The 24,347-nt window shown below is 52.5% G+C and carries 21 protein-coding genes and 1 pseudogene; 12 read left to right on the top strand and 10 right to left on the bottom strand.

What is annotated here, in order from left to right:
- Nucleotides 1-138 precede the first annotated feature (138 nt).
- Nucleotides 139-1,794: a C4-dicarboxylic acid transporter DauA gene (gene dauA / locus HVZ39_RS11855; protein ID WP_249419351.1), complete on the top strand. Its 1,656-nt coding sequence runs from the start codon at nucleotides 139-141 to the stop codon at nucleotides 1,792-1,794.
- Nucleotides 1,795-1,891: 97 nt separating this feature from the next.
- On the opposite strand, the gene HVZ39_RS11850 is transcribed toward dauA, so the two are convergent.
- Nucleotides 1,892-3,355: an aspartate aminotransferase family protein gene (locus HVZ39_RS11850; RefSeq protein ID WP_181633641.1), complete on the bottom strand. Its 1,464-nt coding sequence runs from the start codon at nucleotides 3,353-3,355 to the stop codon at nucleotides 1,892-1,894.
- Between the two features lie 15 nt (nucleotides 3,356-3,370).
- Complete coding sequence (locus tag HVZ39_RS11845; protein WP_019076946.1) at nucleotides 3,371-4,756, bottom strand: diaminobutyrate--2-oxoglutarate transaminase; 1,386 nt, start codon at nucleotides 4,754-4,756, stop codon at nucleotides 3,371-3,373.
- A gap of 611 nt (nucleotides 4,757-5,367) precedes the next feature.
- Here HVZ39_RS11845 and lysC point away from each other — a divergent pair.
- Nucleotides 5,368-6,729: a lysine-sensitive aspartokinase 3 gene (gene lysC / locus HVZ39_RS11840; RefSeq protein WP_181633640.1), complete on the top strand. Its 1,362-nt coding sequence runs from the start codon at nucleotides 5,368-5,370 to the stop codon at nucleotides 6,727-6,729.
- Nucleotides 6,730-6,853: 124 nt separating this feature from the next.
- Here lysC and ychH read toward each other — a convergent pair whose 3' ends face one another.
- Nucleotides 6,854-7,135, bottom strand: coding sequence for a stress-induced protein YchH (gene ychH, locus HVZ39_RS11835; protein ID WP_016153301.1), 282 nt, complete (start codon nucleotides 7,133-7,135; stop codon nucleotides 6,854-6,856).
- A 274-nt stretch (nucleotides 7,136-7,409) separates the two neighbouring features.
- On the opposite strand from ychH, the gene pth reads away from it, so the two are divergent.
- Together pth and ychF are read left to right on the top strand one after the other, a co-directional pair.
- Nucleotides 7,410-7,994, top strand: coding sequence for an aminoacyl-tRNA hydrolase (gene pth / locus HVZ39_RS11830; RefSeq protein WP_016153302.1), 585 nt, complete (start codon nucleotides 7,410-7,412; stop codon nucleotides 7,992-7,994).
- 115 nt (nucleotides 7,995-8,109) lie between these two features.
- Entirely contained in the window at nucleotides 8,110-9,204 is a 1,095-nt protein-coding gene (gene ychF / locus HVZ39_RS11825) for a redox-regulated ATPase YchF (protein ID WP_016153303.1), read from the top strand.
- Between the two features lie 511 nt (nucleotides 9,205-9,715).
- On the opposite strand, the gene HVZ39_RS11820 is transcribed toward ychF, so the two are convergent.
- Nucleotides 9,716-10,711 carry a 2-dehydro-3-deoxygalactonokinase gene (locus tag HVZ39_RS11820; RefSeq protein WP_181633639.1) on the bottom strand — a complete coding sequence of 332 codons (996 nt, stop codon included), beginning with the start codon at nucleotides 10,709-10,711 and terminating at the stop codon, nucleotides 9,716-9,718.
- Nucleotides 10,712-10,740: 29 nt separating this feature from the next.
- Nucleotides 10,741-11,895: an iron-containing alcohol dehydrogenase gene (locus HVZ39_RS11815; RefSeq protein ID WP_181633638.1), complete on the bottom strand. Its 1,155-nt coding sequence runs from the start codon at nucleotides 11,893-11,895 to the stop codon at nucleotides 10,741-10,743.
- Between the two features lie 291 nt (nucleotides 11,896-12,186).
- On the opposite strand from HVZ39_RS11815, the gene HVZ39_RS11810 reads away from it, so the two are divergent.
- The 7 genes from HVZ39_RS11810 (at nucleotide 12,187) to HVZ39_RS11780 (ending at nucleotide 18,638) form a co-directional block, all read left to right on the top strand.
- Nucleotides 12,187-12,987 (top strand): IclR family transcriptional regulator, encoded by an 801-nt coding sequence (locus HVZ39_RS11810; RefSeq protein WP_016153306.1) that lies wholly within the window; start codon nucleotides 12,187-12,189, stop codon nucleotides 12,985-12,987.
- 1 nt (nucleotide 12,988) lies between these two features.
- The gene (locus tag HVZ39_RS11805; protein WP_181633637.1) at nucleotides 12,989-13,939 is read left to right on the top strand and encodes a 2-dehydro-3-deoxygalactonokinase; all 951 of its coding nucleotides are present in this window, start codon (nucleotides 12,989-12,991) and stop codon (nucleotides 13,937-13,939) included.
- Nucleotides 13,940-13,981: 42 nt separating this feature from the next.
- The gene (locus HVZ39_RS11800; protein WP_181633636.1) at nucleotides 13,982-14,617 is read left to right on the top strand and encodes a 2-dehydro-3-deoxy-6-phosphogalactonate aldolase; all 636 of its coding nucleotides are present in this window, start codon (nucleotides 13,982-13,984) and stop codon (nucleotides 14,615-14,617) included.
- A gap of 22 nt (nucleotides 14,618-14,639) precedes the next feature.
- Entirely contained in the window at nucleotides 14,640-15,614 is a 975-nt protein-coding gene (locus tag HVZ39_RS11795) for a tripartite tricarboxylate transporter substrate binding protein (protein ID WP_016153309.1), read from the top strand.
- Nucleotides 15,615-15,667: 53 nt separating this feature from the next.
- Complete coding sequence (locus HVZ39_RS11790; RefSeq protein WP_181633635.1) at nucleotides 15,668-16,204, top strand: tripartite tricarboxylate transporter TctB family protein; 537 nt, start codon at nucleotides 15,668-15,670, stop codon at nucleotides 16,202-16,204.
- 2 nt (nucleotides 16,205-16,206) lie between these two features.
- On the top strand, nucleotides 16,207-17,718 hold the full coding sequence (locus tag HVZ39_RS11785) for a tripartite tricarboxylate transporter permease (protein WP_181633634.1): 1,512 nt from the start codon (nucleotides 16,207-16,209) through the stop codon (nucleotides 17,716-17,718).
- A 155-nt stretch (nucleotides 17,719-17,873) separates the two neighbouring features.
- Nucleotides 17,874-18,638 carry an IclR family transcriptional regulator gene (locus tag HVZ39_RS11780; RefSeq protein ID WP_047389881.1) on the top strand — a complete coding sequence of 255 codons (765 nt, stop codon included), beginning with the start codon at nucleotides 17,874-17,876 and terminating at the stop codon, nucleotides 18,636-18,638.
- Nucleotides 18,639-18,773: 135 nt separating this feature from the next.
- On the opposite strand, the pseudogene HVZ39_RS26620 reads toward HVZ39_RS11780, so the two are convergent.
- Nucleotides 18,774-18,884 (bottom strand): annotated as a pseudogene (locus HVZ39_RS26620) (Arm DNA-binding domain-containing protein); the annotation flags it as partial.
- A 294-nt stretch (nucleotides 18,885-19,178) separates the two neighbouring features.
- Between HVZ39_RS26620 and HVZ39_RS11770 the strand changes: the two are divergent.
- Complete coding sequence (locus HVZ39_RS11770; RefSeq protein WP_016153313.1) at nucleotides 19,179-19,688, top strand: hypothetical protein; 510 nt, start codon at nucleotides 19,179-19,181, stop codon at nucleotides 19,686-19,688.
- 112 nt (nucleotides 19,689-19,800) lie between these two features.
- Here the strand turns inward: HVZ39_RS11770 and HVZ39_RS11765 are convergent, their stop codons facing one another.
- From HVZ39_RS11765 to HVZ39_RS11750, 4 genes are read right to left on the bottom strand one after another with little or no spacing between them, the layout of a single operon-like run.
- A complete protein-coding gene (locus tag HVZ39_RS11765) occupies nucleotides 19,801-21,261 on the bottom strand; it encodes a hypothetical protein (protein ID WP_016153314.1) in 1,461 nt (486 codons plus the stop codon).
- 53 nt (nucleotides 21,262-21,314) lie between these two features.
- Nucleotides 21,315-22,886, bottom strand: coding sequence for an SLC13 family permease (locus HVZ39_RS11760; protein WP_016153315.1), 1,572 nt, complete (start codon nucleotides 22,884-22,886; stop codon nucleotides 21,315-21,317).
- A gap of 56 nt (nucleotides 22,887-22,942) precedes the next feature.
- The gene (locus HVZ39_RS11755; protein WP_181633633.1) at nucleotides 22,943-23,578 is read right to left on the bottom strand and encodes a hypothetical protein; all 636 of its coding nucleotides are present in this window, start codon (nucleotides 23,576-23,578) and stop codon (nucleotides 22,943-22,945) included.
- Between the two features lie 37 nt (nucleotides 23,579-23,615).
- Nucleotides 23,616-24,086 (bottom strand): CYTH domain-containing protein, encoded by a 471-nt coding sequence (locus HVZ39_RS11750; RefSeq protein WP_181630509.1) that lies wholly within the window; start codon nucleotides 24,084-24,086, stop codon nucleotides 23,616-23,618.
- Nucleotides 24,087-24,347 lie beyond the last annotated feature (261 nt).

The following is a 24,347-nucleotide window of genomic DNA, read 5'->3' as shown; positions in this document are numbered from 1 at the left end:
AAAAACCCGCTGCGGCGGGTTTTTTTATCTGCAACATCTATTTGTATGACTTATGCCTCCTTCACCTGCCATTTAGTTGACAGATGATGCGCTCATGGATGAAACATTATTGTGAACAGATTATTTTCCTCACATGTGATGCCTTTCCGCGCCCTCATCGACGCTTGTTGGAAAGAAAAATATACCGCTTCTCGCTTTACCCGCGACCTGATCGCCGGGATAACCGTTGGGATCATTGCCATTCCGCTGGCGATGGCCCTGGCAATAGGCAGTGGCGTGGCGCCGCAGTACGGCTTGTATACCTCAGCCGTGGCTGGGATTGTTATCGCCCTTACCGGGGGTTCACGTTTTAGCGTATCTGGCCCAACTGCCGCCTTCGTGGTGATTCTGTATCCGGTGTCGCAACAGTTTGGGCTGGCAGGCCTGCTGGTCGCAACGCTAATGTCCGGGATATTCCTGATCCTTTTCGGCCTCGCCCGTTTTGGTCGCCTGATCGAATATATCCCGGTATCCGTTACGTTAGGTTTTACATCGGGTATTGGTATCACCATCGGTACCATGCAGATTAAAGATTTTCTCGGTCTGCAAATGGCCCATGTCCCGGAGCACTACCTGCAAAAGGTCGGCGCGCTGTTTATGGCCCTGCCAACCCTCAACGTTGGCGATGCCGCAATTGGCGTGGTGACGCTGGGGATCCTGATTTTCTGGCCGCGTCTGGGGATCCGACTGCCGGGCCACCTTCCTGCGCTGCTGGCAGGCTGTGCGGTAATGGGGATTGTGAACCTGACCGGCGGCCACGTCGCCACCATCGGTTCTCAGTTCCACTACATTCTGGCTGATGGCTCGCAGGGTAATGGCATCCCGCAGTTGCTGCCGCAACTGGTATTACCTTGGGACATGCCGGAGTCAAACTTTACCCTGAGCTGGAGTTCGTTACAGGCGCTGTTACCGGCCGCCTTCTCCATGGCGATGCTCGGGGCGATTGAATCTCTACTGTGCGCCGTCGTACTTGATGGGATGACTGGCACCAAGCATAAAGCCAACAGTGAGCTGATTGGCCAGGGCCTGGGTAACATCGTGGCACCGTTCTTCGGTGGTATCACCGCCACGGCGGCAATTGCCCGTTCTGCGGCAAACGTCCGCGCCGGGGCGACCTCACCAATTTCAGCGGTCATCCACGCGATTCTGGTGATCCTTGCCCTGCTGGTGCTTGCGCCGCTGCTTTCCTGGTTACCGCTTTCCGCCATGGCCGCCCTGCTGCTGATGGTGGCATGGAACATGAGTGAAGCGCATAAAGTGGTGGATCTGCTGCGTCATGCGCCAAAAGACGACATCATTGTCATGCTTATGTGTATGTCGCTGACGGTGCTATTCGACATGGTGATCGCCATCAGCGTCGGTATCGTACTCGCCTCCCTGCTGTTTATGCGTCGTATCGCGCGCATGACGCGTCTGGCGCCGGTCAACGTAGACGTACCTGACGATGTGCTGGTGCTGCGCGTTATTGGCCCACTTTTCTTTGCCGCTGCGGAGGGATTATTTACCGATCTCGAATCGCGTATTGCAGGTAAACGTATTGTGGTCTTGAAGTGGGACGCGGTCCCGGTACTGGATGCCGGTGGTCTGGACGCTTTCCAGCGTTTTGTAAAACGCCTCCCGGAAGGGTGTGAACTGCGGATCAGTAATCTGGAATTCCAGCCGTTACGTACCATGGCGCGCGCGGGCATTCAGCCGGTTGCCGGACGCCTGACGTTCTTCCCGAATAAAGACGCCGCGCTGGCAGATATCAGCTGACGTGTAGCCCAGCCAGGCGAAGCGCCGCCGGACTACAAATGACAGGCAAAAAAATGGCTCCCGTGTGTGGGAGCCATTTTTATAATCAGCTTATTGCTTACGCGTTCAGCAGTTGCTCAGCTGTCGCTTTCACGCTTGCCAGCAGGACTTTGACATCCTCCAGACACACCGTTGGGTTCAGCAGCGTCAGCTTCAGGCAGGTTACGCCATCCGCTTCGGTCACGCCAACGTTGGCGCTACCAGAAGCCAGCAGAACGTCGCCAATACGCTGGTTCAACAGCGCAACGAACGCCATGTCCTCACTGTGCGGACGGAAACGGAACAGCACGCTTGCCAGCTGCGGCTCCATCACCAGTTCCAGATGTGGCTGAGTTTTCACAAACGCAGCCACATCACGCGCCAGCGTTACGCCGTTATCAATGATTTCGGCATACTGCTTTTTGCCCAGCGCTTCGAGACCCATCCACAGCTTCAGCGCGTCAAAACGGCGCGTGGTCTGCAGCGATTTCGACACCAGATTCGGTACGCCCGCCTCTTCATCAAAATCAGAGTTCAGGTACGCCGCCTGGTAACGCATCAGCTCGTAATGACGCGCGTCTTTCAGCAGGAACGCGCCGCAGCTGATGGTCTGGAAGAACTGTTTGTGGAAGTCCAGCGTCACGGAATCCGCCAGTTCAAGGCCGTTCAGGAAGTGACGATACTGCTCAGAAAGCAGTAACGCCCCGCCCCATGCTGCATCCACATGCATCCAGATCTGGTGTTCTGCCGCCAGCGCCGCAATGTCCGCTAATGGATCGATTGCACCCGCATCGGTAGTACCCGCAGTGGCGACAATCGCCATCACCTGTTCGCCGTTGGCTTTCGCCTGGGCCAGCTTGTCTTTCAGGTCAGCCAGATCCATGCGTGAGAACGCATCGGTCTTCACCTGGGTGACGGAACGGTAACCCAGCCCCATCAGCGCCATGTTCTTCTGCACAGAGAAGTGCGCGCTTTCAGAGCAAAATACTTTGATTTTGCTCAGGTCGCCGGTCAGACCATTCTGCTGAATGGAATGCCCCTGGCGGGCAAAGAAGGCGTCGCGCGCCAGCATCAAGCCCATCAGGTTGCTCTGGGTGCCGCCGCTGGTGAACACGCCCGCGTCGCCTGCCGCATAGCCCACCTGCTCACGCAACCATTCGATCAGTTTGATCTCAATGATAGTCGCCGACGGGCTCTGATCCCAGGAGTCCATACTCTGGTTGGTGGCGTTGATCAACACTTCTGCCGCCTGGCTAATCACCAGGCTCGGGCAGTGCAGGTGCGCCACGCACTGCGCATGGTGAACCAACAAGCTGTCTTTCAGAAAGTATTCAACCGCACGCTCAATAGCGGCCTGGTTGCCCAGGCCCTGAGACGTAAAATTCAGGTTGATACGTTCGCGCAGTTGCTCAACGGTTTTGCCCTGATACATCTCAGGTTGCTTCAACCATTCAACGACCGCTTGCGTACTCTGCTCGATAGCGTCCTGGTAGGCAGCAATGCTTTGTGCCGAGCCGGACAGAATCGGATTTACGTCTGACATTCGATCCAACTCCGTTTAAACCGGCTTCACGCCAGCGCCCAGCAGGGCATTTTCGAATTTATCGAGGAAAATCTCCAGCTCTGCGTTGGTGATCAACAGAGACGGCAGCAGACGCAGTACGCAACCGTTACGGCCGCCACGCTCCAGAATCAGGCCGTTTTCGAAACATTTTTTCTGCAGCAGCGCGGAAAGCTCGCCATCGGCCGGGTAGCAGCCCATGTGATCCTGCGCTTCGTTCGGCTTAACGATTTCCAGACCAATCATCAGGCCCAGACCACGTACCTGGCCGATAACCGGGTAACGTTTCTGCAGGTCAGTCAGTTTGCCTTTCAGCCACTCGCCCTGCGCAGCAACTTTATCGGCAATCTTGTCGTCTTTGAGGATTTTCAGCGTTGTCAGACCGGTCGCCATCGCCAGTTGGTTGCCGCGGAAGGTGCCAGTGTGATGGCCCGGAGCCCACGCATCGAACTGCTTTTTAATGCCCAGTACCGCCAGTGGCAGACCGCCGCCAACCGCTTTGGACATCACGATGATATCCGGCTCAATACCGGCGTGTTCGAAGGCGAACAGTTTACCCGTGCGCGCGAAGCCAGCCTGAACTTCATCGATAATCAGCAGAATGCCATGTTCCTGGGTCACTTTACGAATACGCTGCAGCCACTCGATCGGAGCCGGGTTTACCCCGCCTTCGCCCTGCACCGCTTCGAGGATCACGGCAGCCGGTTTACGCACGCCGCTCTCAACGTCGTTGATCAGGTTTTCGAAGTAGTAGGTCAATGCTTTGACGCCAGCGTCGCCGCCGATACCCAGCGGGCAACGGTACTGATGCGGATACGGCATAAACTGCACTTCCGCCATCATGTTGCTGACGGCTTCTTTCGGCGACAAGTTGCCGGTCACGGACAGCGCGCCGTGGGTCATCCCGTGGTAGCCACCGGAGAAGCTGATGATGCTGGAACGGCCGGTAACTTTCTTCGCCAGCTTCAGCGCCGCTTCAACGGCATCGGCACCGGACGGCCCGGTGAACTGCAGGCAATACTCTTTGCCCTGGCCCGGTAATAAAGAAAGTAAATACGATGAGAATTCATCTTTTAACGGTGTGGTAAGGTCAAGCGTATGTAACGGTAAGCCGCTTGTGATGACACTTTGAATGCTCTGCAGCACTTCAGGATGATTATGACCAAGCGCCAGGGTTCCGGCACCTGCCAGGCAATCAAGATATTGATTATTTTCTACGTCAGTAATCCAGACGCCCTGCGCTTTAGCAATCGCTAATGGCAGTTTACGTGGATAGCTGCGGACATTAGATTCAAACTCAGCCTGTCTTGCTAAAAAGGTATCATTGCTCTGTGGTAATGAATTAGCACTTAAAGTATCAATACGGACTTTATCCGTCATCATATCACTCCTACAACCAGGTGTAGATTAACGCCTGATTGAATAAATGGTTATAAGGGTTACCTGTAAAAAAGCGCGGCTAATATATGTTGTTTTAGCCCTGGACTCAATCATTTATTTTTCAACACATTTAGCAGGTGTTTTTTCTTTATAATTCAAAGTGTAACAGCCACCCTTCATTACGAAATCCTAAAGAAATATATCTATTTAATTAACAATTACCGTAGCCAATTGCAACGCATACGATGTTATAAAAACCATGGAATTTTCATGTTTTTATTATTTTTTTACACGTTTTTACCATTAATAATGTACGCGTTTTCTTGTTACGACATGATTTTTCACTTATTTGTCGATAAATCGAATAAAAAAGTCGATCCCTAAATATAAATCACTTAGTATGGCGCGCTTATTTGCAGGCTATGTAAATAAAATTAATGCGCAGCACCCGGTAACGCGTACAGGCGACACGCGTTTTCGACAACAGGAATTCCCTGGGTTGTCAGCAGAAATGTTCGCGGGCGGACATTTCGTAAGGCGAACACCGTTTCCCCTTATGCCGAGAATGAAAATTTTCTAGCCATACTTTTATGGCGCCCTGATATGAGATTGTTATGACTCGCATTTATCCACCATCCGTCGTTGCCAAATTTGGCGGCACCAGCGTCGCTGATTTTGATGCGATGAACCGAAGCGCCAGCATTGTCCTTGCTGATCAAGATGTCCGTTTAGTCGTGCTGTCTGCTTCAGCAGGCGTTACAAACTTACTGGTCGAGCTTTCTGAAGGTCTGGAAACGCATCAACAATTAGATAAGCTTGAGACCTTACGCGCCATCCAATACAACATTATTTCCCGCCTGAAGCAGCCGTCCGTTATCAGCACGGAAATCGATAATCTTCTCAACAACATCCGCCATCTTGCACAAACGGCGACCGTTTCACCGTCTGATGCGCTAAGCGATGAATTGGTCAGTCACGGCGAGCTGATGTCCTCTTTACTGTTTACTGAAGTCTTACGTGAACGGCATGCCGAGGCCGGGTGGTTTGACGCCCGCAGCGTGATACGTACCAACTCCAGTTTCGGCTGCGCCGAACCCGAACTCAGTACCCTGCACCACCTGGTGGAGACTCACCTGCGCCCTCGTCTTGAGCAAGCGATTATGGTGACCCAGGGGTTTATCGGCCGGGATGCCGCAGGGCATACCACTACACTGGGACGCGGTGGTAGTGATTACACGGCGACGCTTCTCGGTGAGGCGCTTCACGCCGCACGCGTGGACATCTGGACCGATGTCGCAGGGATCTACACCACCGATCCGCGCATTGCGCCGCGGGCCAAACGGATTGACCACATCTCATTTTCCGAGGCCAGCGATATGGCCGCCTTCGGTGCGAAGGTCCTCCACCCGGCTACGCTGCTTCCGGCAATGCGCAAAAGCATTCCGGTGTTTGTTGGCTCAAGTAAGGATACTGCTGCCGGTGGTACGCTGGTGCATAACACCACCGACAACCCACCTCGCTATCGTGCGCTTGCCGTGCGCCGTAAACAGACGCTGTTGCGATTACATAGTCTGGAGACACAACCGTCCGGTTCTTTCCTGGCGCAGTCCTTCGCCATTTTAGCTCGCCACGCGGTCACGGTGGATTTGGTTACAACCTCAGAGAACAGTATTGCGCTGGCGCTGGACGCGACTCACGCAACCTCAGGTGAAGATCATATACTGACCAGCGCATTGTTTACCGCATTGTCCTCCCACTGTCGTGTGGAAGTGGAAACCGGACTGGCATTAGTGACTTTGGTGGGGAATCGGCTGACTCAGGCGGCGGGAGTTTGCAAAGACGTTTTTGCCTGGCTTGAAGGGCAAACGGTGCGAATGATTTGCCACGGCGCGTCAAATGACAACCTGTGTTTCCTGTTGCCCGCTGAAGACGCGGATAGCGCGGTTAAAACGTTACATTATCGGTTATTCGAATAACGTTTCTTATATTCCATAGCGAATATAAAAGTGCGTTCTATGCAAGGATAATGAACAAGCAAAGTCCTGGTTTTTCAACCAGGACTTTGTATTCAAACCGCAGCCCTCTCTGCCGGGAAACGATTTAGTTATGACGATGAGTGGTATCACCGCGACGACAGCGTTTGTCATAATGGCGTACCCACCAGTAACGGTCACTGATTTGCTCGTGCCCGCCCACTCTGGCTCCCGCCAACCACAGAACACCACCTACAAAAATACTGAGCACGGCACCATGTGCGAAAAACTGTGGCAGATTAAATTGCGGCAATTGGTTTAAAATAGAGTAACCAACCCCCCCCACCATCACCACCAACCCTAAAGCCATGAGCACGTTACCGAGTAACGAAGCGTTTTTGCGTTTCATGTGTCACCTCCGGAACTTTGGGTTGCTACAGGGAATACCCCTAATCCTTATGTGTAAAGTATAGACAACACTGCCGTTCGCAAGTGCGGGAGCGATCACAATTACAAACACTCGCGCAACAAAACTTTACAAATAAGCTACTGAACATACTCAATTTCTAATAGTCCATTTGTGCAATTATTCAGTTTTTGGCGATTAGAACGCAGTTTTTTGTCAAGAGCAGCATCAGACAGTAAACTACACGTCGTTTATGGAAACACTCAGGACAAAACACGTGACGATTAAATTGATTGTCGGCCTGGCGAACCCCGGCGCAGAGTATGCGGCAACGCGACACAACGCAGGCGCATGGTATGTCGATTTACTGGCAGAGAGATTACGCGCGCCCCTGCGTGATGAGCCGAAATTCTTCGGCTACACCTCCAGAGTAACGCTCGAAGGGGAAGATGTCCGTTTGCTGGTACCGACCACATTTATGAATCTCAGCGGCAAGGCCGTGGGTGCGATGGCCAGTTTTTATCGTATCAACCCCGATGAAATTTTGGTCGCGCACGACGAATTAGACCTGCCGCCTGGCGTGGCAAAATTTAAGCTCGGTGGCGGTCATGGCGGACATAATGGCCTGAAAGACATCATCAGCAAGTTGGGCAATAACCCCAACTTTCATCGTTTACGCGTGGGAATTGGTCATCCGGGTGATAAAAACAAAGTTGTCGGATTTGTTTTAGGCAAACCGCCTGTTTCAGAACAGAAGTTAATTGATGAAGCAATTGACGAAGCGGCACGTTGTACCGAGATTTTATTCAAAGATGGCCTGACCAAGGCAACGAGCCGGTTACACACCTTTAAAGCGCAATAAGCAGGGATGTGCGGCATTTTTCTCGCGTGCTGTGTATAATAGGCAGAGTTATTTACTTTTCTACAATCTGTTTTCCATAACAGGTTGAATATCAAAAGATTAAGGTGATTTAAACATGGGATTCAAATGCGGTATCGTCGGTTTGCCAAACGTAGGCAAATCCACCCTGTTCAACGCGCTCACAAAAGCGGGTATTGAAGCGGCAAACTTCCCGTTCTGTACTATCGAGCCGAACACAGGTGTTGTCCCGATGCCCGATCCGCGTCTGGATCAGTTGGCCGAAATCGTCAAACCGCAGCGTATCCTGCCAACAACGATGGAATTCGTCGACATTGCCGGTCTGGTAAAAGGCGCGTCCAAAGGCGAAGGTCTGGGTAACCAGTTCCTGACTAACATCCGTGAAACCGAAGCTATCGGCCACGTGGTTCGCTGCTTTGAAAACGACAACATCATCCACGTTAATAACAAAGTGGATCCGGCTGACGACATTGAGGTTATCAATACCGAACTGGCGCTGTCTGACCTGGATACCTGTGAGCGCGCTATCCATCGCGTACAGAAGAAGGCTAAAGGCGGCGATAAAGACGCTAAAGCGGAACTGGCTGCACTGGAAAAATGCCTGCCACAGCTGGAAAACGCTGGCATGCTGCGTGCGTTGAAAACGCTGACCGATGAAGACAAAGCGGCTATCAAATACCTGAGCTTCCTGACGCTGAAGCCAACGATGTATATCGCCAACGTCAACGAAGACGGTTTTGAAAACAACCCATACCTCGATAAAGTGCGTGAAATCGCCGCAGCTGAAGGCTCCGTGGTTGTTGCAGTTTGCGCTGCCGTTGAAGCTGACATCGCAGAACTCGATGATGCTGACCGTGAAGAATTCATGGCTGAAATGGGTCTGGAAGAACCTGGTCTGAACCGCGTAATCCGCGCTGGTTACGAACTGCTGAACCTGCAGACCTACTTCACCGCTGGCGTGAAAGAAGTTCGTGCATGGACCATTCCTGTTGGCGCAACGGCTCCGCAGGCGGCGGGTAAAATTCATACTGACTTCGAGAAAGGCTTTATCCGCGCACAAACCATCGCGTTTGAAGATTTCATCACCTATAAAGGTGAACAAGGCGCGAAAGAAGCCGGTAAGATGCGTGCAGAAGGTAAAGATTACATCGTTAAAGATGGCGATGTGATGAACTTCCTGTTCAACGTCTAAATAAAATTTGTTGTCTCATGAGGTTTCATCGAATCTCATGAAAATCACAAAAACCTATAAAATCCACGCAATTGCGTGGATTTTTCATTTCACAATGTCTCAATTCATCTCGTAACAACGCTGTCAAAAATGAGTACATGAATGAGCACAACATTCTGCCATCTTCATTTTTAGTGGGTACGATAACGGTATAATAAACAAACAAGGCCCCGTTAGGTTCACTGATACGAATGCCGCACTGCCAAGCTGAAAGAAAAACTCCATTGTCTCAATGATTTCAACTCGCTGAGCAGGCTGATGAACTGACCATCCTCCAGAAGGCCGCGACATACTCGCGAAGCGCCTGCATGGCCTGCGGCCTGAGGATGACCTGGATGTGCCTACAGGCTTGAGGAAATTGCCCAATAAAATCATTGTTATCTCTTACACATCCGGTCCTTATGTGCTGTATACGAAACAGTGAAAAACCACAAAGCCCCGCGTAGCCTGCGAGGCTTTGTTATCTGGTGCGTTACGTCATCTGACGGGCAATATACCCTGCCCCTTTGATCGCCAGTTGGGCGATCTCGTCTTTATCACAGATAAAATGGACCGGGTTCTCAAGTCCATATCGGCTGCGCCATAAAGAACGATACATTTCGCAGCGCTGCCGCTTGCCTGTCAGCACAATGTCGCCTTGCAGAGAAAAGCCTAAACGCTCGGCCTCATCAAAAAGTTTCATGTCATCCGCCGCCAGCGCCGCCTGACAAAAAAATGTTCTTTCGACTGCGGTGCACGGCAACGAGAACTCGATAAAACGCGTAAACAGCAGCGTGCGCAGAAGGCCCGCATGATGCACGCTATCACAGGCATATTGCAGGATGTCCGCCGAGAAAAAATCGTCATCCTCTTCTTCCAGCATACTGGCGCCAATAAACGTCTCTTTTTTCACCGCCGCATAAACCTGCCCGCTCAGACTGGTAATACTGCCGGCGATTCTTCCCTGCGCGTCAATGTGGATAAGCTTGGTTGTTGAACCCAGTTCGATCATCGTCAGCGGCAGGTTCCTGTAAAGCGACGTCATCAGCCCCACGGCCTGAGTCTCTTCCCCGCGCATCAGGTCGATATCCCGCAGGCTGGACCAGCTACGATCCGCCTGCGCATTTTTGATACCAGGGACAAAACGGATCTCCAAATCCAGAGGCAGTATTGCGGGATCTTTTACCTTCACCACCCGGGAGACAAGCTGCTCAAGGCTCACCGGAGCGGTGATATGCGGTATCTCCAGCAGCCCGAGGTTAGAGGTGATCATTCCCGAGGCAATCGCAAAACGCACATCACCAGTCGTCAATTGGTTAGCGTGCAGCAGTTCACTTATCCCTGCGGCAATGGCGTCTCTGAAATCCCCCTGAGAACGGGCCTTCCCGGAGTTAACGCCAACAGCGAGGAGATGTTCAGCAACGATCTCCTCATCGCGTAACAAATAGAGCCGGGTCTGGGTTGAACCGCTGTCGATGATAATAATCATAAGCTTGCTCCTGAGGCGGTGGCGTGGGTTTAGAGGCTTTGCTGATAAATGGCGCGAATCTCATCGGCATCAGGCACGCGGGGATTATTCGCAAGCACAACGCGCATCGTGGTAGTGGCATTGCCAATAAACCAGTCGAAATGTTCCTCTTTAACGCCCAGAGAGCTGAGCGACGGCAGCATATTGACGTAGCCCAGCAGCGCACGCACCGCATCAATACTGCTTCTCGCCGCTTCTTCTTCGGTCATATTGAGGGTATTCACGCCAAGCGCTTTGGCGATAGCGGCGAATTTTTGCGGCGCGCTTTGCCAGGTGAATTCCATAAAGGCCATGTAAATGGCGGCAATGCCTTCAGCATGTACGACATCAAGCAACCCGCCCATCGGGTGCTGCAACGCATGGGGCAATGTCGTCCCGGCACAATCAATCGCCATACCCGCCAGCGAACTGGCAAAAGAGACTTTTTCCCACGCCTCAATATTGGTGGCATCGTCATAAACCTGCGGTAAATATTTGCCAATCAGCTCAAGCGCCTGTAATGAAAGCATTTCACTCATCGGATGGGCATTTTTCGAAATAAATGACTCCAACGAATGAAACAGGACATCTGCTCCCGGACCGGCAATAACGCGCCGGGGTAACGTCAGCATTAATAAAGGATCAATAATTGCCGCCTTCGGATAAATCAGCGGATTCACCAGCCCTTTTTTGTCATTGGTTTGTGGATTCGTAAATACCGCCGTTTTATTCGCTTCGCTGCCCGTGCCTGCGGTAGTAGGAATTAACACTACCGGTAGCGCCGAATCAGCCGGAGTTTGTCCAAATACATAGTCCCAAATTCCTCCGCTATTACAGGCCATAAAGGCAATGCCTTTTGCCATATCCATCGCGCTTCCCCCGCCAATGCCGACAATCACATCGCATTGCTGTTCACGGGCGAACGCAGCCCCTTCATCGACAAGGGTTGAAAGCGGGTTCTGCATGAAACGGTCAAAACAGACGGACGTCACGCCCGCCTGCGTCAAAACATCAACCAACGCCGCCAACTGCCCCGTGGGCTTCGCACTATCTGAAGCAATGATCAGCGCCTTTTTGCCGTATTGCGCGGTAATTGTTCCCGCCTGTGCCAGTTTCCCCTGGCCAAAATAGAAATTAACCGGATTAACGAAATTAAATCCTGACATAATTTTTCCCTTATGGTGTGAATTCACGATGAAGTTAATGCGGCGCGCGATGCCCATTAATAATCAGCCATTCGCCTGAACGAGAAGCTACTCAATACGCATCACCGACAGTCCAAAATATATATTTCACCCTGAACCTCAATTGTGATTACTATCGCTTTATTCACCCTAATAATCCCTATATATGAAACACGAGTTTATAATGTGGTATTGTGTGAGCGAATTCATATTTCCAGTTAATTGACTATGGAAATATACCGCCATCAAATAAGCGACCTGGCGGAAATTATCATGACCTCCTCTCCTTCGACTGTGAACGGTGTACAAACGTTACTGCGCGGACTGGCTGCCATCGAAGCGGTTGCCGCAGGACATCATGATTTACGCGCAATCAGTCAGCACATTTCCGCACCGCGCAGTACAACGCATCGTCTGATCAGCGCCCTGGTCGCTCAACGATATTTGCGACAAATTTCCAGCCGGGGCTATTTTCTCGGGCCAAGGCTGATTGAGCTGGGCGGCGCATCGCTTGCTGGTTATCCGCTACGCATCGCTGCCCGCCCGCTGCTCGAAGCGCTGGCTCAGCTCACTCAGGACACCGTCCATCTCGGCATTCGCGAGCAAGGCGACGTGTTGTATATCGATAAAATTCCCGGTACCCGCGGGCTGGAGATGCGCTCGCGCGTTGGGCACCGTATGCCGCTGTTTTCGACTGGCATTGGCAAAGCGCTGATGCTCGGCGCGACGATGGCGGAATGGCAGCACTTTTATCGACTGCATAATCCCGGCGCGGACGCCGGTTCCTTTATTCGCAGCATGCACCATTACGCTGAGCGCGGTTACACCCTGGATCTGGAAGAAAACGAACTCGCCATCCGCTGCGTGGCGGCACCGATTCGGGATGCCGGAAATCATGTTGTCGCCGCTATTTCCGTCGCCAGCATCGCCCCCTACATGCCGGATGAACGCATGCAGGAGCTCAGCGGCATCGTAAAACGTTACGCTGAGGACATTTCCGCAGAGCTGGGCTGGGTGGCACATCGAACCTCTCTGATTTATCCCTTCGTCTCTACGCATGCAAAAGGATCCTGATATGACTGCATTGATCGCCCTGGATTGGGGAACCAGCGCGCTACGCGCCTACCGCTTAGCCGCAAACGGTACCGTGACTGCACGGCGGGAACTTCCCCACGGCATCATGAAATTACCCGACGCGCCCAATCGGCTGATGAGCTTTCGTCTGGCCTTCGACCTGGCCTGCGCAGACTGGCTGGCAGCCGATCCCGCCTGTCCGGTTATTGCCAGCGGCATGATTGGCAGCGCCCAGGGCTGGCAGCCCGCGCCCTATTTGCCTGCGCCCTGCGATGCTCGTCAGTTGGCGGAGCAGTTAACCCGCGTCGATGTCGATGACCAGCGCTGCTTCTATATCATTCCAGGCGTTCAGCAAACGAACCTTTTGCCGGAAGTGATGCGTGGAGAAGAAACCCAGGTGTTCGGCGCAATCGCGGGTGATGAACGCCTGCGTGATGTTCAGGCCAGCGGCAGAGAATCGCTGATTGCCCTGCCCGGTACACATTCAAAATGGGTGAGCGTCACGCAGGAGAAAATTGACCGCCTGCGTACGTTTATGTCGGGGGAACTTTACGATGTGCTGCGCCACTATTCGATACTGGGGCTGACGATGCAGCCCCCTGAAGCTCCTGACTGGCAGGCTTTTGCTGAAGGCATCCGCGTCGCCCGCCAGCAGCCAGGCAATTTGCTCGGCTCTCTCTTTTCGGTGCGCACCCGGCTCCTTTGTCAGCAGCTATCGCCGCAACAACAGCCGGACTATCTCTCGGGTCTCCTGCTGGGCAATGAGCTTGCCATCGCGCTGGATGGGATCTCCGCCGAGACCGACATCACCTTAATTGGTTCGCAGCCGTTGTGTCAGCGCTACCAGCGCGCCATGGCGATTTTTGAATGCCGCAATCCGGTGTATATCGCTCCCGGTGCGGCGGAACAGGGAATGTGGCAGGTAGCACGTTACGCCAGTCTTGTGGCCTGATTTCCCGTTGACCTTTTTCTCGACCAACACCAGGAACTGACTATGGATTTTATCACCACGCTACGTCAAACCGGTCTGATTGCCATTCTACGCGGTATACCGCCCGAACAGGTTGAAGCCGTCGGAGCCGCCCTGTATGAACAGGGATTCCGCATCATCGAAGTCCCGCTTAATTCGCCTGAACCCTTGCTGAGTATTTCACGTCTGCGTCGTATTTTACCTTCGGACTGTTGGGTGGGCGCTGGAACGGTGATGACCGTGCCTCAGCTGCATGACGTGGCGCAAAGCGGCGGCCAGCTGATTATCTCTCCCCATACCGATCCGGTATTAATTGAAGAGACAAAGCGCGCGGGATTGATAAGCCTCCCCGGGGCGGCGACGCCAGGCGAGGCTTTCAGCGCGCTGGCGAAGGGAGCGGATGCGGTGAAACAGTTTCCCGCTGAAGCGATCCCTCCCGTCGTGGTGAAAGCGTGGCGCGCCGTGATCCCCGCGACGACCCCGCTGCTGCCCGTTGGTGGAATCACGCCGCAGGCAATATTCGACTATCGCGCCGCCGGAGCCAGTGGATTCGGCCTTGGCGGCGCGCTTTACCAACCAGGTATGACAGCAGAGCAAGTGGCCAGTCGCGCCGCTGACTTCGTGACCGCCTGGAGAACGTCCTCGCCCCTTAATACATAAAAAGAACCAAACGGAGTTGACTATGAAAATTCAAAAATTTACCTCTGGATTATTAACCTCGCTGTTAGCCGCCAGTTCATTACTGCTGGCAAGCCCGACTCAGGCGGCGGATTATCCTACGCGCCAGATAGAGCTGATCGTCCCCTTCGCCGCTGGCGGCGGCACCGATCTGGTGGCGCGCGCATTTGCTGAAGCCTCTAAACCGCACTTTCCGGTCGGCGTTGGCGTCATTAATAAGCCTGGCGGAGGCGGCGCAATTGGTTTTAGCGAGCTTGCCGCATCGCGCCCTAACGGCTACAAGCTGGCGATGGGCACCGCCGAACTGACTATCCTGCCCTCTCTGGGAATGGTGAAGTTCAAAACGGAGGACTTTACTCCACTGGGTCTGTTCAATATGGAACCCAGCGCCGTGACCGTTAAAATCGACGCACCATGGAATACGCTGGAAGAGTTCCTCGCCTGGGCGAAAGAGAATCCGGGCCAGGTCAGGGTAGGCAACTCAGGAACGGGCGCAATCTGGCATCTGGCAGCCGCGTCGCTGGAAGATAAAACCGGCGTGACCTTCAACCACGTTCCTTTCGATGGCGCGACGCCAGCCGTCACCGCGCTTTTAGGCGGGCACATTGAAGCCGTTACGGTGAGCACTGCGGAAGTCCTCAACCAGGTTGAGGATGGCAAGCTGAAAACACTGGCCGTAATGAGCACTCAACGTGACGCCAACATGCCTGACGTCCCCACGCTTCAGGAAAAAAACATCGATCTGTCGATCGGCGCATGGCGTGGGCTGGTTATCTCCAGCAAAACCCCGCAAAACGTGATCGATTTTCTGACCACCGCTATCGCCGCCACTGCCGATGAACCCTCTTTCAAGGAAGCGTTAGCCAAAATGCGCCTCAACTATGTCTGGCTCGATCGTGCTGAATTCCAGGCATTGCTTGAAGAGCAGCAGCGCGATTTCTCCGTCACCATCGAAAAACTGGGCCTCGGTCAAAAATAACGGTGACGTCCGGCCAGCCTCCTCTGGCCGGATAGTCCTCATGGGAGTCGTTTATGGTTGAAAATCCGTTAACTCCGACAACGCCGCCAGCGTCTACGGCAGAACGACAATGCTACATTTTGGTCGCTCTGCTGCTGTGTCTGATCGCCGTAGTGGTGCTGGCGATTGCCAAAAGCTTTCCTGCAACGTCCATTTCTACGGATATCGGGGCGGGCGCATTTCCTTCGGTTTATAGCTGGTTGCTGATTATTCTCTCGTTGATCTTAATTGCTGGTCAGTTCTCTGGTACCACGCTACGCCAGCTGATGGTTCTACCCTCTCGCCCCACTCAGGGGTTTGGACGCTGGACGGGGCCGTTTTGTACCGTCGTCACCTGCGTGGCATACCTCTACGCCATGCAGCTTTTTGGCTACCTGGTCGCAACGGTACTTTTTATGATGCTGATTATGAAAATCTCCGGTATCCAACGCTGGTGGGTTAATGGGCTGCTGGCCATCGTGCTCTCCATTACGCTGTATATCCTCTTTTCGCTGGCGCTGAACGTTCCGCTGCCGGAAAGCAGCCTCCTGGAATCGCTGACTCTGGAGTAATTATGTCCCAATTTGATCTTATTCTCGGCGGCGTAAATAGCTTGCTGGCCCACCCGGAAGCCATTTTATTTTCAATGATTGGCGTCTGGCTTGGCATCCTGGTGGGCGCGTTACCGGGCCTGACTGTCACCATGAGCGTTGCCGTAATGCTGCCTTTTACCTACGGCATGGATCCGATTTCTGGCTTACTGATTATCTCCGGCGTCTTTTTTGGTGGCGTTTATGGTGGTTCGATTATTGCCATTCTGCTCCGGATCCCCGGCACGCCAGCCGCCGCGGCAACGGCGATAGACGGCTATGAACTGACGAAAAAAGGTCAGGCCGGTGTGGCGCTGGGCACGGCGACTTTCTCCTCATTTTTCGGCGGCACCCTCAGCATAATCGTGCTGATGTTCCTCTCGCCGATTCTGGCCGAGGTAGCGCTAAAATTCAGCGCCGCAGAGACGTTTGCGCTGGCCGTTTTCGGCTTAAGTATTATTGCCAGTATTTCCGGTGAATCGCTGATTAAGGGGCTGATCGCTGGCGTTGGTGGTTTGCTGGTCGCGACCATTGGCCTCGATCCGATGGGCGGATTTCCGCGTTTCACCGGCGGTTTTGTCGAGCTGATGAACGTGCCTTTTATCCCGGTGATGATTGGCCTGTTCGCCACTGCAGAAGTGCTTAAGTCGCTGGAAAAAGAGGAGGTAGTGAGCAAGACGGTGCAGTACGCTATTGGTCGAATCATTCCGCCGTGGTCTACGTTCAAACGTCTGATTGTCACACTGCTGCGCTCCTCCGGTCTGGGCGTGTTTATTGGCATGATTCCCGGCGCAGGGGCGGATATTGCCGCTTTCGTTTCTTACAATGAAGCGAAGCGCTTTGCCAGGCCGGAAGATCAGTTTGGCAAGGGTGAACTCAAAGCGGTTTCGGCCTGTGAAGCAGGCGCTAATGGCTGCACGGGCGGCGCGCTGTTGCCTATGCTGACGCTGGGAATTCCTGGTGACGCCACGACGGCGGTAATGCTGGGCGCGCTGACGCTACAGGGAATGCAGCCTGGGCCTCGACTATTTACCGAACATAGCGACACGGTCTATATGCTGTTTGTCGGAATGCTGTTTTGCTATCTGATGCTGCTTATTCTTGGCCTGGTTTCCGTTCGTTTCATCGCCAAAATGATCAACATTCCCAAGAGCGTCCTGACTCCGCTGATCCTCGCACTGTGTATCGTCGGCACCTATGCTCTGAACAACAGCATGTTTGACGTCGGCATTATGCTGGTCGCGGGCGTGATCGGCTATTTCATGCAAAAAGGCGGTTTCCCGGCATCTCCTGTCGTGCTGGCACTCATCATGGGGCCGATGGCGGAAAGTAACTTCCGTCGCGCGATGTCGCTGTCCAACGGGAGTTTTGATTTCATTTATACCCGTCCCATCACCGCCACGCTCCTGCTATTGGCGATGCTGACTCTGTTTGGCCCAATGGTACGCAAGGCCATAGCCGCAAGACGCGCACGTAAAAATCAGTTGCACTCCTGAATGAGCAGAAACGGGCAGAAAATCCGTCACTGTTACACGGAATTTCTGCCCGCGATGGCGAAATCACGGCGCGGTTACATTTTTATCGCACAGAATCGGTTATTGTTATCGTACTGATCTTAAACATGAATATGACCACTGTATCAGGGTGAATTATGGATGCTCAACCTACCGAAATTACGGGAGTACAAACCCTACTGCGCGGTCTTGCTGTTATTGATGCCGTCGCGTCAGGATGTCGGGATTTACGCAGCGTCGGCGAGTTTACCGGAACCAGTAAAAGCACAACCCATCGGCTGCTCAGCGCGCTGGTACAACAGCGTTTTCTTCGCTTCACTCACCACGATGGCTATGCGCTCGGCCCACGCTTAATTGAGCTGGGCACCCGTTCACTGGAAAATACGCCGCTTTATCCTCTGGCGCGCCCCTTCCTGCAACAGCTGGCGGATTTTACCCGCGACACGGTTCATCTGGGGCAACGGGAAGGCGCGGAAGTCCTGTATATCGATAAAATTCCAGGCCAGCAGGGACTGGAAATGCGCTCGCGTATTGGGCATCGCATGCCGCTGGTGCTGACCGGCATTGGCAAAGCGCTGTTACTCGACGCGGATGAATCCGAATGGCGTCAGCTTTTTTTAGCGCATGGCGAATTATGTCATCTCCCGGACTTCCTCGCCCGAATGCGCGGCTACGCCGACGCAGGCTTCGCGTTCGATCTTGAAGAAAATGAGCCGACGATTCGCTGCGTGGCGGCTCCGGTTTACGATGCCGGAAACCATGTGGTCGCGGCCATCTCCGTCGCCAGCACGGTCATCTATATGCCGGACGCACGCATGCAAGAACTCGTCCCTCACGTCAAAGAGTGCGCTAAAAAAATCTCGCTGGAACTGGGCTGGCGCGCCCCTTCTTTTACCCCGTAATCCCACCGCTTAATGTCAACATCCTTGAGTGTTAACGGGCGACATATCGATTGCATCTATGTCGTCTGTTGTTGTCCCGCGAGTAGAGTGCTCCACTGCCGGGTTCTCCAGCATGCAGGTTCGAAAACACACTCTTTTTCGTGCAGGAGAAGGATCGTTGCCAGCCGCGAATGTCCTTTTAGCCTCCTGACGCTGACTTCTGGCTTCAGCCAGAGAAACATCGGGGTAAACGCCAATAGCGGACAGGAATAATGAATAATACCGATCGGCACGATCGACAGAATCGATTATGAACAAGCAAATGCTTTATCGTCGGACGTGGAAAACGGTGTGTGTAGCAGCCTGCAAGGCCTGGCGGTCAATCTATTGTTGACGCAAAGAAACTAAGGTGAACTATAAGAGCAGGTTATCATTCAGATAAGCAGAATAGATTTTTTGTTTATAATTTATTATGTTAGCTTAAATTAAGACGCGGGATCGCACTCATCCTGGCTGCAATTCTGGTCTTATCTGATAGCACCACGCGTGCGGGAGGAAAAAATGAGTCAACCTGTTTATCAGAATATCGCGCAGGAAACGAAAACCTCCCTGGATGAATGCTTTGCTCAGCGCGTGATTCCTCTGGAGCAGCAGTATCTCGCAGGGCTTCAGGCGCTGAGAACAACACTTTTCGGTCAGCAGGAAATGGCTGAGCTTTCACCCGCGCAGCGTGACGAGCTGACCGCCTGGGTTGACGAACTCGATCGTCGCATCATCACCTACCAAACATTGTGCACCAAATATCTGAACGCCCTTAACTCTGAGCAGCAGCGTGAATTAATGACCTTTATGCTCTTCGGCGATACCCGGACAGCACGGGCACAGAAGAATATCCAGGAACATATACAGCTGCGCAGCGAAGCCGTGAGCAGAATCAACGAGCGGCTGGCCGATCTGCACTCTCCTGAAGCGCTCGAACGTCAGCTTCAACAGCGGCTGGAAAAAGAAATCCACATCCGCCGTTTTCTTGACGAATCCACCCACTATCGCCCTGTGCGTAAAACAGGCTGAACGGTTGCTCAGCTTTTATTGCCGGATGTCGGCGTAAACACCTTATCAGGCCTACAGATGTGGAACCCGCAGGCCTGATAGCGCTGCGCCATCAGGCATTTTATCTCTGTCGTCAGCCCTCTTCGCTTTCTGATTCCCCGGCAGTAAAAACTGGTTCAATGCGCTTGATACCCGCGCTGTTAATAATGATGCGTGCCCGCTCCAGAAAACTCTCTTTGCCATCCGTCACCCGATGAATAAGGTTGATGTGATAGACCTTTTCCCCGTACAGCACCTGCTCATCATCCAGAGTCGGTAATTCATTCAGCAACTCATCGGTGTATTTCAAAAAAGGGGTGATATCCAGGCGCGTAATATCCATCACAGAACGATTCACGGCGGAAAACATCTGGTCCCCGCCGCGCAGATGAACGTGTTTGGAGTAGTGCAAAATGTCTTCGCTCAGATAATAGTTTTGAATATCCAGAATGTGCACCTTACGGCGCATCGTCCTGACGTCATCGGGTAGCTGACGCTCCCCCACAAAGACGAAAGATTCGTTGCACTTACCGACCGGAGAGCGCAGGTTTTTATAAATTATCTGCTGTCGGTCAGGTAACCAACGGCGAAATGTCGAAAACAATCGCGCCCGAAATCCCTCTTTCATTCTGTCTTTAAAGATATAGCCAATCACCATTGCGAGAAATAGTTGAAAGCTCAGCGCTCCGTATTTCCCCTGCCAAATAAACGCCACCGCCGTCGCGAAAATCATCGCAATTGCCGCGGCGATTCCGGCAATGGTATGCGCCAGAAAGGTCTCGCCTTTTTTACGCCGTATATCCAGATACATTGGACTGCTGATATATTTTTTCAGGGTATTAACGTGATAAATCACCAGTTCGTTATCCGAATTAGGTGACGGGAAAGTCCCCGGATGATTGGCTTTGCGATACAGCATCTGCTCGCGCCAGAAAATACGCAGAGTATCGTATCCCGGTGAAGGCGAAAGATCATTGAGCAATTTACGACCATAGTGCGTCAGCATCAGTGAGAGGAATTCGTCACCATAGTCAATGATGCGTAACGCATTGACCTCAGCCACCTTTGACATTTTTATCCGCATCCGACGATAGTTATTGAGAATATCCTCTGCGGTGGCGGCGAAGCTCAGCAGCGCCTGCTCCTGTTTGTCTTCGCTCAACTTGCCGATATAACGTACCTCTACGTGAAGCGCCCGTTTGAAGGTCAGGCAAAACATTTTGAGTCGGTATTCAAAACCCTGCGCAGAGGTATCTTTGCTCTGTTCGGTAATTAACCGTTCAATTGTCCCCAGCGTCTTCGGCACGCTGACGGACAATTTACGCAGCGACAGGGTGGGAGGACGCAGGCGAATATAGTTCTTCAGGTTTTGCTGAAAGGCCTGCGGCGGAAATGTCCAACGATTGATCTGCAAACTGGAAGGAAAGAATAGCCAGGTTTCAATATGGTAGTTTTCGCTTCGTAGAGGTTTGGTGCCGACTTTCTGCGGGAAAAAAATCCGCTGCTTAATTTCGATACAGCGTTTTCCTGATGCTTTTATCGTATCGCCTGGCATCTTTGCCTCCTGCAAATCAGGCGGTAATTTGAATTACCGCCTTCACATCAATGCTACCAGAGGGCGCTATTGAACCCCATCAGCGGCATGACATATTGAGTCCATAAAATCAGTAACACCCAAATAATAGCCATCTGGATAATACCATATTTGAAAGACTCGCCGGTCGAGTAGTGATCGAGCAGGTAACTGATGTTTGCGGGTTTAGAGTTAAAGTAGAGCACGTAAACCTGGTTAATCAGGAATGCCATCGGCAGACAGAATCCCACCACGTCCCAGCCGAACTTTTTAGCGATACTGATAATGATCGGGAACATAATGATGGTACGTGCCGTTTTACTTTCGCTCACCAGCGTGGTGATGGCGAACACGCCGCTCAGTACGGCAAAGACCAACAGTTTGCCGCCACCTGAAGGGTCGATCTGCCATTTATCAAACAGGCTGTGAATATAGAGGCCGACGATATCCGTCTGATCGACCATTCCGCCAAGGACGTAAGCACCAAAGCTGAACATCAGCATATGCCAGGGAATGTCCGCGTCGTTCCACTTCATCACGCCCAGCGCCGGAAGTTTGCACACCGAAGGCATCAGAACAACGCAGGCACCCGCCACGGCGATAACTTCGGCACGCATACCGTGCACCCGGTCGGTCGCCCACAGCAACAAGACGATAATAAAGGTCAGCGCCGCGCGAACTTCACCCGCGCTAATCTTACCGAGCTGCGCCAATTCCCCTTTCAGGCGATCCATGCCGCCTTCAATTTTCGGCTTAGCATCTTCTTTCTTAATGGGGAAAATCCAGCGAGTTCCGGTGTACCAGGCAATGGCACACTGAATCAGCGCCAGTGGACACAGGGCAATGAACCAGTCGCCGTAATAGACTTTGAATCCCGCCTGCTCCATCATCGCGACCGCCAGCAGGTTAGCTGCGGAACCGGTAATAAAGGCGCTGGCCGACACGTTATTCGCCAGCAGGTTCAGCAGCACCATGTTGCGCCCGACGTTATTGCGTTTTTCCCCGCCGGTCGCACCGTAGATGGCGGCGATAACCATAAACAGCGGTAACAGCAGCGCCGTTTTCGCAGAGGTCGCACTGATGAACGCCCCGAGAATCAGGTTGAGTAATATAAAGCACCAGAACAACAGCGAGATATTATTCCCCATACGTACCAACAGCCAGAGCGACATACGCTTCGCCAACCCTGTCACCACCAGGGCACTGGCCATGATGAAGCTGGCAATGTTCAGGATCATTACTGGTTCACCCAGCATGGCAAACGCAGGACGCATCTTCATTGTGCCGGTCAGGATCACCGTGACGACCACGATAAGCGAGGTGAGATAGTTCGGAATCGCCTCCGTCAACCACAGCACCAGCGAGGCAAGAAAAATTCCCGTTGCGCTGTAACAGTTGGCCGGAGGAACTTTGGTTTGGGTATCGAACATTTCGATAGGCCCGACCCACTGTAAATGAAAGAACAGGAACAGCAGGATAGCCAGCGGCATACCGATGAATTTGATCCGTTCCATCCAGATACCGGCTTTAATCTCCTTGAATTTCTCCAGAGAATAATTGCTCATATCCAGCGGATCGAAAACTTTCTTAGCGCCTTTGTCTGACATGGCCATGTCTCCTTATGCGCCTCCGGGGCAGCAAGCTACCCATGGAGGCGTGAATTTCACATGCCAACAACCTGTCTGGCGGCTTTCAGATAATTCGTGTTAGGCAGTTCGTCGAGCCCCAGCGCCGCAACCGCTGCCTTAATTCCGGCATAATCTTCACTTTCGCAACAGGCGGTTTCGACCATCGCACCGTTAAACCATACCTGCGCGTATTCGCTGATGATGCCGTTAACGGAAAAACCGTAGCGCATTTTCTCTACCTTAACCGGTACTAAATCGCTACTGGCCCGCGCCATATTGGTAAATTCTTCCAGGGTATAGCTCTCTTTATCCAGCGCCATGTTGACCTGGAGGTGCTGCAAAATGGTGGCTAACTCCTCACGCTGCACCGGGAATTGAAACTTGCCGCGCGGCTGGAAGATCTCATAGCCTTCCGCGGTTTCGCCGGTTTTCGTTTTGATATCCAGCAGACCGTCGCGGACTTTAACGTTAACCGTATCGGTATGTAGCGACAGAAAGTAGGTCTCTTCCGGCATCTTACGAGCCTTAAATAATGTGGCTTTGGCATCCCACATTTTTTCTTTTACCCGTTCGATAATGCCGTGGCCGAATACGCGGAACTCCGCGCGGGGAATGATTTTTTCAGCGTCGCTCGACGACGTGGCGGTATTCTTATCCATATGCGTAGCCATTGTGATTCTCCTGTTCCATTAAGAATGGTGAATGCCGCTATTTATCCCATTCGGTAAAAGGATGGGCGACCAGATTGGAGTTGAAGTAGCGCGGATCGCCGCTCACCTCTTCACCAATCCACTCGGGTTTATCGAACTTCTGCTCTTCACTTTTCAATTCCACTTCTGCGACGATCAGTCCGACGTTAACCCCCATGAATTCGTCGATTTCCCACACCACATCACCCACCGGGATTTTGTAGCGTTTCTTTTCGATAATGGGGCGCTCTGCCAGCTCATCCAGCATGGCACAGCAATCGGCATACGGAATTTCGTATTCATATTCAGTTCGCGTTGCAGAAACGGTAACTCCCTTGATGGTCAGGAACGCCTTATCGTTTATCGTCCGGATACGAACGGTTCTCTCTTTTATACTGCTGAGATATCCCTGACGATAAACGGTTCCCTCTGCAAGTGCGCGCCACTGCTCTGAGCACACCAGGAATTTCCTTTCAATTTCTTTAGCCATCTTAAGCCTCTCATTGTCGGAACATCTGTCGATAGTTATTCACTATCTCTCTTAATTGACTCCATATTAGGCAGGCTTCTGGTAGGATTAAAAATTGTAAATCAGTATCAGACCTATAAGCTCAGTTTATAGGTTGACGCCGATCACATTTATTATTTTCTCATTAATTTTAGAGAGTTAAATTTGATAGGGGCGTAAGCAATGTGTTCGGCTTATAGGCTGTTTTTTCAGACATAAGCGTATGAGTCCTTGTTGTATCAA

This window comes from Citrobacter sp. RHB35-C21 (assembly GCF_013816515.1).
Classification (GTDB): Bacteria; Pseudomonadota; Gammaproteobacteria; order Enterobacterales; family Enterobacteriaceae; genus Citrobacter; species Citrobacter braakii.
The sequence above is the reverse complement of the archived record's forward strand: the minus strand, read 5'-3'. Positions and strand labels throughout refer to the sequence as shown.